This window comes from Vibrio ponticus, from assembly GCF_009938225.1.
GTDB classification, from domain to species: domain Bacteria; phylum Pseudomonadota; class Gammaproteobacteria; order Enterobacterales; family Vibrionaceae; genus Vibrio; species Vibrio ponticus.
In genome coordinates, this window is the sequence record NZ_AP019657.1 from 612630 (window position 1) to 628297 (window position 15668).

Genomic DNA, 15668 nt, shown 5'->3' on the forward strand with positions numbered 1-15668 from the left:
ATTAAAAAACGATCCTAATTGAGGTCTATTGGGTATATGAATTAAGCCCAGAATAGAGTGAGACCAGCGAAGTGCTCACCGACAGGAAATATTATGAAAATCGTGATTATGCGTCATGGTGAAGCAGAAACTTTTGCTCAGACAGACGCCGATCGTGCACTCACTAAGTTTGGTCGCAGTGCTTCAAGAGATGTCGCTCAACTTTGTAAACAAGAAGGTATTGCTGAGTTTGACAAAGTATTGGTGAGCCCATACAAACGCGCACAACAAACTTGGCAGGAGCTGGAAGGCATTTTTTCTGCCAAAGATCTTCAGCTGTGTGAAGATATTACGCCGTATGGCGACTCAGAAACCGTGGTTGAGTATCTCAATGCGATCATCGAGTTAGAGCAGCTTGATTCGGTTTTGCTGGTATCACACCTGCCACTTGTAGGTTACTTAACCGCTGATCTCGTGAAGGATATTGCTCCACCGATGTTTCCTACGTCCGGTATGGTATGTATCGACTACGATACTAACCAGCAACGTGGTGAACTCTTATGGCACCTAAAACCTTAAACGCCTCGCAAAGTGTCTTTTTAGCGTTAAAGTGACAACTATTTGACTTTTTTGTGGACTAATCCTTGCATAAATGGCTAACTCTCTGTGATAAAAGATAATTACGTTGTTTTAGCCTCGGATTTATGAAGTTTACTCTACCGTTTTCGGATAAATTGCCGCCGTTATCTAAGCGAGCCATGCCAGCAATTGGCGCACCTGTTATGGTTTTGGCGACCTTGGCAATGGTCGTGCTTCCGATACCAGCTTTGCTGCTCGACTTATTCTTTACCTTTAACATCGCCCTTTCGATGGTGGTGTTATTGGTAACGGTTTATACACGTCGACCTCTCGATTTTGCTGCTTTCCCTACCGTACTGCTTATTGCAACGCTTTTGCGTTTGGCGCTGAACGTCGCCTCTACTCGTGTGGTTTTGTTATACGGTCATGAAGGACCGGGCGCAGCAGGTAACGTCATTGAAGCGTTTGGTAACGTAGTGATTGGCGGTAACTACGCAGTGGGTTTCGTGGTCTTCTTAATCCTTATGATCATCAACTTTATGGTAGTAACCAAAGGTGCGGGTCGTATTTCGGAAGTAAGTGCACGCTTTACCTTGGATGCTTTACCGGGTAAGCAGATGGCGATTGATGCGGATTTGAACTCAGGGCTCATCGACCAAGAGCAAGCGCGTACTCGCCGTCAAGAAGTGACCAAAGAAGCGGACTTCTATGGTTCGATGGACGGTGCTTCAAAATTCGTAAAAGGCGATGCGATCGCCGGTATCCTGATCCTATTTATCAACATCATCGGTGGTCTATCGATTGGTATGGCGCAGTATGGCTTGGGCTTTGCTGAAGCGATGCAAATCTACACCTTGCTGACCATCGGTGACGGTCTAGTTGCGCAGATTCCGTCGCTACTATTGTCTATCGGCGCGGCGATCATGGTGACTCGTCAGAACACCGATGAAGACATGGGGCAGCAAGTTGTTTTCCAGCTGTTTGACAACCCTAAAGCGCTGATGATCACAGCTATCATCTTGTTTGTTATGGGTATTGTTCCGGGTATGCCGCATTTTGCTTTCTTGTTGTTAGCAGCAATGGCAGGTGCGGGCGCTTACTGGATGACGCGTAAGCAAAAACTCAAGCAGGAAGAAAAAACTAACCTCCCGGCAACCACTTCAGCCGAGCCTAGCACGCCTAAAGAGCTTTCTTGGGACGATGTTCAACCTGTCGATATTATCGGTCTAGAAGTCGGCTACCGATTGATCCCGCTTGTGGACCGAGACCAAGGTGGTGAACTGCTTGAGCGCGTTAAAGGTGTACGTAAGAAGCTATCGCAAGATTTTGGTTTCCTTATTCCAGCCGTTCATATTCGCGATAACCTCGAATTAACTCCGAATAGCTACCGTATTACCTTAATGGGGGTGGCGGTAGGTGAAGCAGAGATCCGCCCAGATCAAGAATTGGCGATTAACCCTGGTCAGGTATATGGCATGATTGATGGTGAACCAACCATAGACCCAGCCTTTGGCTTAGAGGCGGTGTGGATCCGCGAAGATCAGCGTGAACACGCGCAAGCATTGGGTTATACCGTGGTGGATTCGTCTACGGTACTGGCGACCCATTTAAGCCAGTTACTTACCAATAATGCCTCTCAATTGATTGGGCATGAAGAAGTGCAGAACTTACTCGAAATGCTTGGGCGCAGCGCACCTAAGCTGGTGGAGAGCTTTGTGCCGGATCAGCTACAGCTTGGCGTGGTAGTGAAAGTGCTGCAGAATTTGCTTAACGAAGCCGTGCCAATTCGAGACATACGCACAATCGTACAAACCTTGTCCGAATATTCATCGAAGAGTCAAGAACCTGACATCTTAACCGCTGCGGTTCGTATCTCGCTTAAGCGCTTAATTGTTCAAGAAATCAATGGTATAGAGCCAGAGTTACCTGTTATTACCCTTATTCCTGAGTTGGAACAAATCTTGCATCAAACAATGCAGGCTTCAGGAGGGGAGTCGGCAGGTATTGAACCTGGTCTAGCAGAACGTCTGCAAATGTCGCTCAGCCAAGCGACCCAAGAGCAAGAGTTAAAAGGTGAGGCGGCAGTATTGCTAACCTCAGGTGTACTTCGCTCTACTCTGGCGAAATTTGTTAAGAATACAATTCCTACGCTACGTGTTCTCTCATACCAAGAGATCCCTGATGAGAAACAGATTCGCATCGTACAAGCGGTAGGTAACTAGTTTCTGTTACTAATCAATAACGGATATCAACTTTGAAAATTAAACGATTTTTTGCAAAAGACATGCGAACCGCTCTACTTCAAGTGAAGGAAGAGCTTGGTTCTGATGCTGTGATCATGTCAAACAAAAAAGTCGCTGGTGGTGTCGAAATTGTAGCGGCGGTGGATGGCGATACATCCCCAGCACGCGTAGAGAGTGGCTATAGCTCACGCCCACGAACTACAACGACACAAGTCTCGCCGAATTTAGAAGCACGCACCAACGCACGAGCGTTGGATGAAGACCGAGTCAGCCTAAACAATAGTGCTGAAGCGGGGCGCTCGATGACTAAGCGTTTTGCCAGCATGTTGAAGCAGTACAGCAACAATCGCCCTGGTCATGATGATACAGACGATGCGCCAGCCGAAGACTCTTTGAGCGCACTATTAAAGCGTCAGTCCTCACATCGCATGCAAGGCAGCGAAGTTAGAGTACAAGAGGACTCACCTCTCGCGAGATTGATTGCTGAGGACCGTCGATTAGATCGTCCAAAACCTCAGCTTGATCCCACTCGTTACGAACGCGGTTCAAGTTCACGTGAACCATCAGTCTCGAATGAAGAACTGAGTGACATGCGTGAAGAGATGATGTCGATTCGTCGCTTACTTGAACATCAAGTTTCGGGTTTGATGTGGCAAGAAGTAGAGCGTCGTGAACCGCTACGCGCCATGCTTATCAAGCGTTTGGAACGTATGGGAGTATCACTTGAACTGGCTGATCAGTTGGCGTGTTATATCCCGGAAGATACGCCGCCGAAGAAAGCTTGGAAAGCGCTGCTTGGATTGGTGGCTGATCAAATCCCTATTTCAAAGCAAGATATTTTAAAACGTGGTGGCATTGTTGCTTTGCTTGGTCCAACGGGCGTAGGCAAAACGACCACAGTCGCCAAACTTGCAGCGCGTGCTGCAATGGAGTACGGCTCAGACAATGTCGCACTGGTGACGACCGACACTTATCGTATCGGTGCGCATGAACAATTGGCAATTTATGGTCGAATCATGGGTTGTCCGGTAAAAGTGGCTAAAGATTCCAAAGAGTTAGCCGATGTAATATACCAATTGCGTCATCGCCGTCTTGTGTTAGTTGATACCGCGGGTATGGGACAACGAGACGTTCGTTTATCAGAGCAATTGGACACCTTAATGCAAGAAAGTGGTGAGATGATCCATAGCTACCTTGTTTTACCGGCAACGGCACAGCGCAAGGTATTGCAAGAGACCATCGATCACTTTAAACGAATCCCACTCTCTGGATGCATTATGACCAAGCTTGATGAGTCATTAAGCTTGGGTGAATTTGTAAGCGTGGTGGTGCAGAATGCTCTGCCAGTTGCTTATATCGCGAACGGACAACGCGTACCAGAAGATATCGTGATTGCTCAACCTAAGTATATGGTTGCTAAAGCAAATGATTTACTTGAGAAGTCGGCGGATGATGAACCGCACTATTGGAATAGTGAAGTAGAGAGGTTCTAGGCGGCGATGATGACAGAGAATATGATACAAGATCAAGCTAGCGGATTGCGCCGCTTAACTCAACCATCACTGACTAAGGTTATCTCGGTAACTGGCGGTAAAGGCGGTGTGGGTAAATCAAATGTCACTTTAGGGCTTGCGATTTGTATGGCTCGCCAAGGCAAGAAAGTGATGGTTCTGGATGCTGACTTAGGTTTGGCTAATGTCGATGTCATGCTTGGCATTCGTCCAAAGCGTAACCTAGGTCATGTCTTAGCCGGTGAATGTGACCTTAAAGACGCGATTGTTGAAGGTCCGTTTGGGATTAAGATTATTCCAGCGACATCGGGTACTCAGTCGATGACCGAGCTAACCCATGCACAACACGTTGGGTTAATACGTGCCTTTGGTAGCCTTGAAGATGAGATGGATGTACTGCTGATTGATACCGCGGCGGGTATCTCCGACATGGTGATCAGTTTTTCACGTGCAGCACAAGATGTCGTGGTTGTCGTGTGTGATGAACCAACCTCGATTACCGACGCTTATGCACTCATCAAGCTACTGAGCAAAGAGCATCAGGTGCAACGCTTTAAGATCGTTGCCAATATGGTGCGTAGCTATCGTGAAGGGCGAGAATTGTTCGCAAAGTTGACCTTAGTCACAGAGAGATTCTTGAATGTGAGCCTCGAGCTCGTCGCTTGCATTCCATTAGATGATAAAGTTCGTCAAGCAGTTAAAAAACAAAAGATTGTTGTTGATGCGTTCCCACGCTCTCCGGCTGCTTTAGCGATTGGCTCACTGGCCAATAAAGCGTTAACTTGGCCTATTCCGAAAACGCCAAGCGGGCATTTAGAGTTTTTTGTTGAGCGTTTGCTTAACCGACCACAACCATTAGAGGAACCATTTGGTGAATAAGGCGTTGACCTATGACCAATACGGCAAACACAACAGCCAACGAGTCTTTCTTGAAAAGTACTCGGTGCTGGTAAAGCGTATTGCTCATCACTTGCTGGGCAGATTGCCCCCAAGTGTACAGGTTGAAGATCTTATCCAAGCGGGAATGATTGGGCTTCTAGAAGCGCAAAAGAACTACGATGGCAGCAAAGGGGCGAGTTTTGAGACCTATGCTGGAATACGGATTCGTGGCGCTATGCTAGATGACATTCGTCGTGGAGACTGGGTACCACGCTCGGTACACAAACATAGCCGTGATATTAATCAGGCTATTGCTGTTTTAGAAGGTCAACTAAATCGAGATCCTAGTGATGCGGAAGTGGCAAACCATATGGGGATGTCACTAGAGCAGTATCATACGGTATTAACCGACATCAATTGTTCTCGTTTGGTCGGGATTGAAGACCTTGGCGTCTCAGAAGACGCACTCTCTTCCGAGGAAATGGAAGAAGAAAATACACCTTTTCAAGGTGTTGCGGATGAAAGTTTTAGGAAAGCTTTGGTAGAATCAATCAAATCTCTGCCGGAGAGAGAAGCTTTGGTGTTATCTCTTTATTACGATGAAGAGCTAAACCTAAAAGAAATCGGTGAAGTAATTGGGGTTAGCGAATCACGAGTTAGCCAAATACTGAGCCAATCAATGCAGCGTCTGCGCACTAAGTTAAGTGCCTGGACAAACAATGACTAGAAATCACTGAAATCATACTCAGTGGAGGCAATTTTGAATAAAAACATGAAAATCTTGATTGTTGATGACTTCTCAACAATGCGCCGTATCGTTAAAAACCTACTTCGTGATTTGGGTTTTAATAACACCCAAGAAGCGGATGACGGTTTAACAGCATTGCCTATGCTCAAGAAGGGCGATTTCGATTTTGTTGTTACAGATTGGAATATGCCAGGTATGCAAGGCATCGACCTACTTAAGCATATCCGTGCGGATCAAGAGTTGAAGCATCTTCCGGTTCTAATGATCACAGCAGAAGCTAAACGTGAACAGATCATCGAAGCCGCTCAAGCTGGTGTTAATGGCTACATCGTTAAGCCATTCACGGCAGCAACGCTAAAAGAAAAACTAGACAAAATCTTTGAGCGTTTATAGTCAAATATTTGACTGTATAGATTTGGGCAAAAAGGCCGAATAGGAATGATTTCATTAGAACAAGCTAGACAACTCGTTACGCTTTTGGAGAACGGTGAACAGCAGCAAGCTGATGACTTAGTAAAAAGTATCCACAGCGCACCTAGTGAGCCAATGTTGCAAGAAATAGGTGAGCTCACTCGCGATCTGCATGAAGCTATTAAGCAATTTCATATCGATGAGCGATTTTCTCAATTAGCCAATGACGAAATCCCTGATGCTAGGGATCGCCTTCAATACGTTATTGAAAATACTGAAATGGCAGCGAATAAAACGATGGATGCCGTCGATCGCTGCATGCCAATCGCCGATAGTCTTCACGATGGTCTACTGCAAGTACGACCGCAGTGGAACCAGCTTATGCACGGCAAGATCGATTTAGCTGAGTTTAAGTCGCTTTGTCACCGTATCGATAACCTTTTAGGTCAAATAGAAGGCAACAGCAGCGAACTGCGTAGTTTGTTAACCGATATTTTGATGGCTCAGGGCTTCCAAGACCTCACTGGACAAATCATAGGTCGAGTCATTGAGTTGGTTAACGAAGTTGAAACGCGACTCGTTGATATTCTTACAGTTTTTGGTCAAAACCAGTTGGATGAAGAAGTATCCAATAACAAGAAAAAAGTATCAACCGAAGCTGAGGGACCAATTATCAATCCTCTAGAGAGGAGCGATGCGGTTTCATCACAAGACGAAGTCGATGACTTACTCTCAAGTCTTGGGTTTTAGAGGTAACTTATGAGCTACGAATTAGACGAAGATATTCTTCAGGATTTTTTAGTTGAGGCAGGTGAAATTCTTGAGTTGCTGTCAGAGCAGCTAGTTGAACTTGAGAATAACCCGCAAGATAAGGATTTGCTCAACGCTATCTTCCGTGGGTTCCACACTGTTAAAGGTGGCGCAGGCTTTTTGGCGCTGACTGAACTCGTTGATACCTGCCATGGTGCAGAAAACGTGTTCGATATTTTGCGTAATGGTCAGCGTGAAGTTACCGCGAGTCTAATGGATACCATGCTAAAAGCATTGGATACCGTCAACGAACAGTTCCAAGCTGTGCAAGATCGTGAGCCACTTGAAGCGGCAGATCCATCACTGCTTGATGAACTTCATCGCTTGAGCAAGCCGGGCACTGATGAAGAAGTTGTTGTAGCTCCAACTGAACCTGAGGTCGTAGTCGCAGCTCCAGTAATCGAACCGACTCCGGTTGTTGAACCAGTGACTCAAGTTGATGCGGGCTCTATTGATGAGATTACTCAAGACGAGTTTGAGAAACTGCTCGATGAACTGCATGGTGTCGGCGGCGCGCCAAGTGCGAATAAAGCGCCTGCAGCACCGGTTGCACCAGCACCAGTAGCACCGGCTTCGGATAGTGGCGACATCACTGATGATGAGTTTGAAAAGCTGCTTGATGAATTGCACGGTATTGGTAAAGGACCGGGTAAAGAAGCCCCTGCAGCGCCAGTCACTCCACCACCTGCACCGGCGTCATCGAATTCATTCGATGATGATCTGATGACGGATGATGAGTTTGAGAAACTGCTTGATCAGCTACATGGTCAAGGCAAAGGACCAAGTGTTGAAGAACTTGATTTTGCGACCAAGCCAGCTTACCAAAACAGCATTGAACAACCAGTAGAGGCGCCCGTAGCGGCCCCTGTGGCTGAGGTTGTTGCTTCTGCGCCGGTTGCGCCAGTTTCAGCACCTAAAGCGGAAGCAAAAGCGCCGGCTAAGAAAGAAGCGGCAGCGCCAGCGAAGAAAGCGGAAGCAACAGTACGTGTGGATACATCAACGCTTGATATCATCATGAATATGGTGGGAGAGCTCGTATTGGTGCGTAACCGTCTACTGAGCTTGGGACTGAATAGCAACGACGAAGAGATGGCTAAGGCTGTCGCTAACCTCGACGTAGTGACTGCGGATCTGCAAGGTGCGGTTATGAAAACCCGCATGCAGCCAATTAAAAAGGTGTTTGGTCGATTCCCGCGCGTAGTACGTGACCTTGCACGTAGCTTGAATAAAGACATCACGCTTGAAATGCGTGGTGAAGATACCGATTTGGACAAAAACCTAGTTGAGGCATTGGCGGATCCATTGATCCACTTGGTGCGTAACTCCGTTGACCACGGTATCGAAATGCCTGAAGACCGCGTTAAAGCGGGTAAACCTCGCACTGGTAAAGTGATCCTCTCTGCGGCGCAAGAAGGTGACCATATCGAATTGGCTATCGTTGATGATGGCGGCGGTATGAACCCTGATGTGCTTCGCGGTATCGCCGTTAAGCGCGGTATGATGGATGAGGATGCGGCGTCTCGTTTGACCGATAAAGAGTGTTTTAACCTGATCTTTATGCCGGGCTTCTCAAGTAAAGAGAAGATTTCTGATATCTCTGGTCGTGGCGTAGGTATGGACGTAGTAAAAACTGCGATTAATACCTTAAATGGCTCGATCGATATCGATTCGGAGATGGGTAAAGGTACGCAGATTTCTATCAAAGTACCGCTGACTCTAGCGATCCTACCAACCTTGATGGTCGGCGTCGGTGGTAACCCATTCGCACTGCCACTAGCAAGTGTGAACGAAATCTTCCACTTAGATCTTAGCCGCACCAACGTGGTGGATGGTCAATTGACCATCATTGTGCGTGACAAGTCTATCCCATTGTTCTACTTGCAAAACTGGCTTGCGCCACGTTCTGCCGCGGTAGAGCAACGCAAGGGGCACGGTCATGTCGTCATCGTTCAGCTTGGTAGCCAACGAGTTGGTTTTGTTGTGGATACTTTGATTGGACAAGAAGAAGTGGTGATTAAACCACTAGACAACTTGCTACAAGGTACGCCGGGTATGGCTGGCGCCACCATCACCAGTGATGGTCATATTGCCTTGATTCTTGATGTGCCAGATCTATTGAAACGTTACGCAGCAGCATCGCGTATTTAATCGTTAAGTATTAAAAAGGACAAACATGGCAATAAGAGTTTTAGTCGTTGACGATTCAAGTTTTTTCCGCCGTCGAGTCAGTGAAATCATTAACTCAGATGCGCGATTAGAAGTTATTGACGTCGCAACGAACGGTAAAGAAGCGGTTGAGAAAGCGCTTAAAATAAAGCCAGATGTCATCACCATGGATATTGAAATGCCAATCATGGACGGTATCACAGCCGTCCGTGAAATCATGGCATCAAATCCGATCCCAATTTTGATGTTTTCATCGCTGACTCATGACGGTGCCAAAGCAACACTGGATGCTTTGGATGCGGGCGCTTTAGACTTTTTACCGAAGAAGTTTGAAGATGTAGCACGTAACCGAGATGAAGCCGTGCAGTTGTTGCAACAGCGAGTTTTACAAATCGCTTCGCGCCGCACCTTTATGCGTCGTCCGCTAACACCTCGCGCTATGACAACAACGACTGCGGCACCAGTGGAAAGAAGTCTTTCTCGTCCGGCAGTCAGTGCTCTGCAGTCGCGTACCACTGCAGCACCGGTGAGTCGCCCAACGTCGACCCCCGCGCGCTTTAAAGCCAGTGGTAAAAAATATCAGTTGACTGCGATCGGTACCTCAACGGGTGGTCCGGTTGCTCTACAGAAGATTCTGACTAAACTGCCGGCGAACTATCCGCATCCGATTCTGTTGATCCAACATATGCCTGCGACGTTTACCGCAGCTTTTGCTAGCCGTCTAAACTCACTGTGTAAGATCCAGGTGAAAGAGGCTGCTGATGGTGATGTGCTGCAAGCGGGTGTGGCTTACCTAGCGCCGGGCGGTAAGCAAATGATGATTGATGGTCGTGCTGGTAGTGCGAAATTGCGCATTATTGATGGCGGCGATCGAATGAATTACAAGCCATGCGTTGATGTGACTTTTGGTAGTGCAGCAAAAATTTATGGCGATAAAGTCTTGTCTATGGTGCTGACTGGTATGGGCGCTGATGGTCGCGAAGGTGCACGTATGCTGAAAAATGCCGGTGCAACCATTTGGGCACAAGATGAAGAAAGCTGCGTGGTTTACGGTATGCCGCAAGCCGTGGCTAAAGAGGGGATCTCTTCAGAAGATCTACCTTTAGAGCGTATTGCAGAACGTATGCTGGTCGAAGTAGGTCTCGCGTAGAGGTAAGGCTATGATCGTTTGGAGTATCGCCAACCAAAAAGGTGGTGTGGGCAAAACCACGACCACCATTACACTTGCTGGGCTGTTAGCCAAGCAAGGCAAAAAAGTACTGCTGGTTGATACAGACCCGCATGCTTCGTTGACGACTTACTTAGGTTTTGATTCGGATAACGTACCATCTAGCCTGTTTGACCTATTTCAAATTAAAGAGTTTACCGAAAACACAGTAAAGCCTTTGATTATGGGCAGTGACATTGAAGGAATTGATATTATTCCCGCACATATGTCACTGGCGACCCTTGACCGTGTCATGGGTAACCGCAGTGGAATGGGCTTGATTTTAAAGCGTGCGCTGTTGGCTATCAGAGATCATTATGACTACGTATTAATCGACTGTCCGCCAATTTTGGGTGTGATGATGGTGAATGCGTTAGCCGCAAGTAATCGCATCTTGATTCCAGTTCAAACTGAATTTTTGGCGATGAAAGGTTTAGAGCGCATGGTACGTACTTTGGCTATTATGCAAAAGTCGCGCAATAAAGCGTTTAAAGTCACGATCGTGCCAACAATGTACGATAAGCGAACTCGTGCATCATTGCAGACCTTGCAGCAGCTTAAACGAGATTACCCCGATCAAGTGTGGTCATCTGCCGTACCTATTGATACTAAATTTAGGGACGCGAGCTTGAAGCATTTGCCGGTATCGCATTTTGCGTCTGGAAGTCGTGGTGTCTTTGCTTATAAACAGTTGCTATTGCATTTAGAGAGGCTGGCATTTGATGAGTGACGACACTTTACTCTCGAGTGAACAAGCACTGGACGATTACTTTAACTCGTTATTGTTTGAAGATGATGAGTTACAAGCGCTTGTTAAGCCAGGTATTGATGACACAATACCTGCAGAGCCAGAGCCAGAGCCAGAGCCAGAGCCAGAGCCAGATGTTGCCGGTAGCAACTATCAGCTTGAGCCTATGGTTCAACCGGAACAAACCAAAGGATTTTATCATCCGACTACGGCTGAAATTGAAATCCCTAATTTGGAAGACGTTGAGCGCCTATTAAAGCAGCTTGAATCTTCCAATCCGGTCGATGAGTTACAACTTGCTAGTGTGATGGAGCAAAACACACTAGAAATCGCTAAAGCGACACAAACACAAGTTGTTGAAGAAGAGATTCAGGATTGGGTTCCTGAGCCATATGTTACGCCCGAAGTGGAAATGCCGCTTGAAGTGAAGGCAGAGCCACAAGTCGACGTGACGATTGAATCGGTTAGTGAACCCTCGGTAGAAGTCGAACCTCAAGTTGAGTTAGAGACTCAGCAAGGAGGCGGTTTTGCTGCTGATTGGCAAAGTACTCAGAGAGAACAAGCTTTCCAAGTCCTCTACTTCGACGTCAATGGTGTGACGTTTGCCGTACCATTGGATGAGCTAGGTGGCATTCATCGTTTAGCCGAGCTAAATCACCTAATTGGTCGTCCAGAATGGTATTTAGGTTTACAGTCCAGCCGTGAAGCGCAGCTTGATGTCGTTGATACTGCGAAATGGGTGATGGCAGAAAAGCTGGTTGATGACAGTTACAAAGAGCGATACCAGTACATTGTTATGTTAGGTGCGAGTAAATGGGGACTGGCTTCTACTCAGTTGATGGGTACCGAGCTGCTTGACCCAGAGAAAGTACGCTGGCGTGAAATGGCAGGCAAACGACCTTGGCTTGCTGGTATGGTTAAAGAAAAAATGTGCGCTCTGATCCACGTAGAAGCATTGATTGCTATGCTAAACGCGGGTTTAGATGTAAAAGCATTAGACAAATAGATATGTGCCCGAAAAAGGCTTAAAGAGGATAAGGTATGTCTCAAACTAGCGAACTTGAAGTGAGAAAAGAAAATTCAAATGATGAAGTACTTCAGTGGGTGACGTTCCAACTTGAAGAAGAAACATACGGCATTAACGTAATGCAAGTTCGTGAAGTTCTTCGTTATACGGAAATTGCGCCTGTACCAGGGGCTCCTGATTATGTACTGGGTATTATCAACCTTCGTGGCAACGTAGTAACCGTGATTGATACTCGTTCACGCTTCGGTCTAATGGAAGGTGAGATCACTGATAATACCCGTATTATCGTGATTGAGTCTGAGCACCAAGTTATTGGTATCCTAGTTGATAGCGTTGCTGAAGTAGTTTACCTACGCTCATCTGAAATCGACACTACGCCAAGCGTGGGTACTGATGAGAGTGCGAAGTTTATCCAAGGCGTTAGCAACCGTGATGGTAAACTATTGATCCTAGTTGATCTGAACAAACTGCTTTCTGACGAAGAATGGGATGAGATGGCTCATCTATAATGGATACCAGCGTGATGTTTAATGCTCCTGTGTTAGCAGGAGCGGTTGCTTTTTTAGTTCTTGTGTTGCTGATTGGTCTAGTGCGACTGAGAGTGGCACAGCGTAAAGCGGCTGAGCAAGCTCAGCAGCGACATCGTCACCTTGATCGAGAATTGCAAAAAACCAATAAGCAATTGTTAGAGGTTCGTTCTGTCGTGGTTGGACTTGGTCAACGGGTGAGTGAGCAAGAGGACATCATTCAACATTTGCTTGAACGCATCAAAGATCTTGAACAAGCGGATGGTGATGGGCGTTTGTATTCACGCGCAACCAAGATGGTACAGCTTGGTGCTGATTTGAATGAACTTATTCAAGAATGTGAATTGCCAAAAGCGGAAGCAGAATTGATGATGTCTTTGCAAAACAAGTTGGCGGGTCGAGAAAAAATTCCACCTCTTGAAGGTATGCCAGAGCAACATGTTGAGCGTCGGCGCAGAAATTAGAATAATTGAACAAAGGATGCAATATGCATCCTTTTTTATTATCTAGAGGCTTTGTTGTGAGTGCATATTTCTGAATGTGAACGCGGGGCGTGAGATAATGCAAACTATGATTAAATATTAATAACTTCTTACTTAGTTTCGTGATTCGTAAAGCTCATTCACTATGATGTAGAAAATAGCCTGTGGTAATATAAGCGCTTAAATCTCTACAGTGGTTGCCAATGCTAGAAGTAAAACAATTAACAGCAATTCGTGACGAAAGAATTTTATTTGAATCCCTGTCTTTTACGATTGGCAGTGGTGAATTAGTCCAAATTGAAGGTCGAAACGGTACGGGCAAGACCACGCTTTTGCGTATCGTTGCCGGGCTTGGTGACCGAGACGCCGGTGAAATATTTTGGAACAACGAAAATATTGAGTCTAACCGCGATAGCTATCATCATGATTTACTGTTTTTAGGTCATCAAACTGGCGTAAAGCGTGAGCTAACAGCGTATGAAAATCTACGTTTTTATATCTCGGTACACAGCAATCAACCAGCAGATAAAGAGACCATTTATCAAGCATTGCTTCAAGTTGGATTGGCTGGACGTGAAGATGTCCCTGTCGCACAGCTTTCCGCAGGTCAACAGCGTCGCGTTGCTTTGGCGCGCTTGTGGCTAAGTAAACATAAATTGTGGATTTTGGATGAGCCATTAACGGCGATCGATAAGCAAGGCGTGAAAGTATTAGAAGCGCTGTTTTTAAACCATGCAGAGCAGGGTGGTATCGTTGTCTTGACCACGCACCAAGACATGTTTGCTGATAATCCGAAGCTACGAAAAATTAAACTAGGTGGTTAAGAGTGTTAGGCATTATGAATAACATTATCCGACGCGAATTGTTGATTGCGTATCGTCGCCAAGCGGATATTTTTAACCCACTTTGGTTTTTTATCATCGTTATCACGCTGTTTCCTCTGAGTATCGGTCCTGAGCCAAACTTGTTAGCTCGTATTGCGGCTGGGATTGTTTGGGTTGCGGCGTTGCTCTCGGCTCTATTGTCGTTAGAGCGCCTGTTCCGTGATGATTATCAAGACGGTGCACTTGAGCAGATGATGTTGATGCCGATCCCACTGCCATTGGTGGTGATGTCAAAAGTGATCGCCCATTGGCTACTGACGGGGTTGCCGTTGATTATTATCAGTCCGTTATTGGCGATATTGCTTTCTTTGGACTTTAATACTTGGCTAGCGGTGGTTTTGACCTTGTTAGTGGGTACTCCGACACTGAGCTTTATCGGTGCGATAGGTGTGGCATTAACCGTAGGATTACAAAAGGGTGGGGTGCTATTAAGCTTATTGATCCTACCGCTTTACATACCGATTTTGATTTTTGCTACCTCGGCGATTGATGCCGCCTCACTAGGTATGGCGTATAACGGACAGCTAGCAATTTTAGGCGCAATGTTTATGGGAGCATTGACCTTAACCCCGTTTGCAATTAGCGCTGCGTTACGAGTAAGTGTTAATTAGTTGTTTTCGATCAAGCACGAAATTTTCCCAGTATATAAATTACAACGCTACTAAAAACCGAGCTCGACTCGGTAATAAATGAAGTAAAGAGTGAGACCGACAATGTGGAAATGGCTCCATCCTTATGCAAAGCCTGAGTCTGCCTATCGCCTATGCGGTAAGTTGTTACCATGGTTTGCGATATTAGCCTTTGCCTGCCTTTCAATTGGTACTGTGTGGGGGTTAGCTTTCGCACCTTCTGATTACCAACAAGGTGATAGTTTCAGAATTATCTATATTCACGTACCTTCTGCTATTTGGTCGATGGGTGTCTATATGTCGATGGCGATCGCGGCCTTTATTGGTCTAGTTTGGCAAATTCGCATATCAGACATGGCGGCACTGGCGATGGCACCGATTGGTGCAGTGTTTACCTTTATTGCATTACTAACTGGTGCAATTTGGGGTAAGCCGATGTGGGGCGCATGGTGGGTATGGGATGCTCGCTTAACGTCAGAGCTTATTCTCCTTTTCCTTTACCTTGGTGTTATCGCGCTTTATCACGCATTTGACGATCAAAAAACTGCAGCGAAAGCAGCGGGTATTTTGGCTATCGTTGGTGTGGTTAACCTACCAATTATTCACTTCTCAGTTGAGTGGTGGAATACGCTACACCAAGGCGCAACCATCACTAAGTTCGACAAGCCTTCTATCTCGAACGATATGCTTTGGCCGCTGCTGTTGAATATTTTCGGTTTTGCTTTCTTCTTCGGTGCACTGACCTTGGTTCGTCTACGTAACGAAATTATAAGCAAAGAAAGTCACCGCCCATGGGTGGTAGAAATGTCGGCTCGTTTAACTCAGAGAGGTAATTAAG

16 protein-coding genes are annotated in these 15668 nt (G+C 46.3%); all 16 read left to right on the forward strand.

Annotation, left to right across the window (positions count from 1 at the left end; translation table 11 throughout):
- Positions 1 to 93: 93 nt before the first annotated feature.
- The 16 genes from sixA to GZN30_RS02785 all read left to right on the forward strand — a co-directional run bounded on the left by sixA (position 94) and on the right by GZN30_RS02785 (position 15667).
- Positions 94 to 558, forward strand: a complete 465-nt coding sequence (gene sixA, locus GZN30_RS02710) for a phosphohistidine phosphatase SixA (protein ID WP_075649792.1) — start codon at positions 94 to 96, stop codon at positions 556 to 558.
- Positions 559 to 683: 125 nt separating this feature from the next.
- Complete coding sequence (gene flhA, locus GZN30_RS02715) at positions 684 to 2780, forward strand: flagellar biosynthesis protein FlhA (protein ID WP_075649793.1); 2097 nt, start codon at positions 684 to 686, stop codon at positions 2778 to 2780.
- A gap of 32 nt (positions 2781 to 2812) precedes the next feature.
- Positions 2813 to 4294, forward strand: coding sequence for a flagellar biosynthesis protein FlhF (gene flhF / locus GZN30_RS02720; RefSeq protein ID WP_075649794.1), 1482 nt, complete (start codon positions 2813 to 2815; stop codon positions 4292 to 4294).
- Positions 4295 to 4303: 9 nt separating this feature from the next.
- Positions 4304 to 5191 (forward strand): MinD/ParA family protein, encoded by an 888-nt coding sequence (locus GZN30_RS02725; protein WP_075649795.1) that lies wholly within the window; start codon positions 4304 to 4306, stop codon positions 5189 to 5191.
- Positions 5184 to 5918 (forward strand): RNA polymerase sigma factor FliA, encoded by a 735-nt coding sequence (locus GZN30_RS02730; RefSeq protein ID WP_075649796.1) that lies wholly within the window; start codon positions 5184 to 5186, stop codon positions 5916 to 5918. The genes GZN30_RS02725 and GZN30_RS02730 overlap by 8 nt, the downstream gene beginning before the upstream one ends.
- Before the next feature lie 45 nt (positions 5919 to 5963).
- Positions 5964 to 6332 (forward strand): chemotaxis response regulator CheY, encoded by a 369-nt coding sequence (gene cheY / locus GZN30_RS02735; RefSeq protein ID WP_075649797.1) that lies wholly within the window; start codon positions 5964 to 5966, stop codon positions 6330 to 6332.
- 45 nt (positions 6333 to 6377) lie between these two features.
- Positions 6378 to 7100: a protein phosphatase CheZ gene (locus tag GZN30_RS02740; RefSeq protein WP_075649798.1), complete on the forward strand. Its 723-nt coding sequence runs from the start codon at positions 6378 to 6380 to the stop codon at positions 7098 to 7100.
- A gap of 9 nt (positions 7101 to 7109) precedes the next feature.
- Positions 7110 to 9308, forward strand: coding sequence for a chemotaxis protein CheA (locus tag GZN30_RS02745; RefSeq protein ID WP_075649799.1), 2199 nt, complete (start codon positions 7110 to 7112; stop codon positions 9306 to 9308).
- Between the two features lie 25 nt (positions 9309 to 9333).
- The gene (locus GZN30_RS02750; RefSeq protein WP_075649800.1) at positions 9334 to 10476 is read left to right on the forward strand and encodes a protein-glutamate methylesterase/protein-glutamine glutaminase; all 1143 of its coding nucleotides are present in this window, start codon (positions 9334 to 9336) and stop codon (positions 10474 to 10476) included.
- A 10-nt stretch (positions 10477 to 10486) separates the two neighbouring features.
- Entirely contained in the window at positions 10487 to 11263 is a 777-nt protein-coding gene (locus tag GZN30_RS02755; RefSeq protein ID WP_075649801.1) for a ParA family protein, read from the forward strand.
- Complete coding sequence (locus GZN30_RS02760; protein WP_075649802.1) at positions 11256 to 12287, forward strand: chemotaxis protein CheW; 1032 nt, start codon at positions 11256 to 11258, stop codon at positions 12285 to 12287. Before GZN30_RS02755 ends, GZN30_RS02760 begins: the two co-directional genes overlap by 8 nt.
- 35 nt (positions 12288 to 12322) lie before the next feature.
- On the forward strand, positions 12323 to 12817 hold the full coding sequence (locus tag GZN30_RS02765; protein WP_075649803.1) for a chemotaxis protein CheW: 495 nt from the start codon (positions 12323 to 12325) through the stop codon (positions 12815 to 12817).
- Positions 12817 to 13299 (forward strand): DUF2802 domain-containing protein, encoded by a 483-nt coding sequence (locus GZN30_RS02770; RefSeq protein WP_075649804.1) that lies wholly within the window; start codon positions 12817 to 12819, stop codon positions 13297 to 13299. Before GZN30_RS02765 ends, GZN30_RS02770 begins: the two co-directional genes overlap by 1 nt.
- Before the next feature lie 221 nt (positions 13300 to 13520).
- The gene (ccmA, locus tag GZN30_RS02775) at positions 13521 to 14141 is read left to right on the forward strand and encodes a cytochrome c biogenesis heme-transporting ATPase CcmA (RefSeq protein WP_075649805.1); all 621 of its coding nucleotides are present in this window, start codon (positions 13521 to 13523) and stop codon (positions 14139 to 14141) included.
- Between the two features lie 14 nt (positions 14142 to 14155).
- Positions 14156 to 14812: a heme exporter protein CcmB gene (gene ccmB, locus GZN30_RS02780; RefSeq protein ID WP_123782961.1), complete on the forward strand. Its 657-nt coding sequence runs from the start codon at positions 14156 to 14158 to the stop codon at positions 14810 to 14812.
- 102 nt (positions 14813 to 14914) lie between these two features.
- Positions 14915 to 15667 carry a heme ABC transporter permease gene (locus tag GZN30_RS02785; RefSeq protein ID WP_075649807.1) on the forward strand — a complete coding sequence of 251 codons (753 nt, stop codon included), beginning with the start codon at positions 14915 to 14917 and terminating at the stop codon, positions 15665 to 15667.
- The last annotated feature ends 1 nt before the right edge of the window (position 15668 follow it).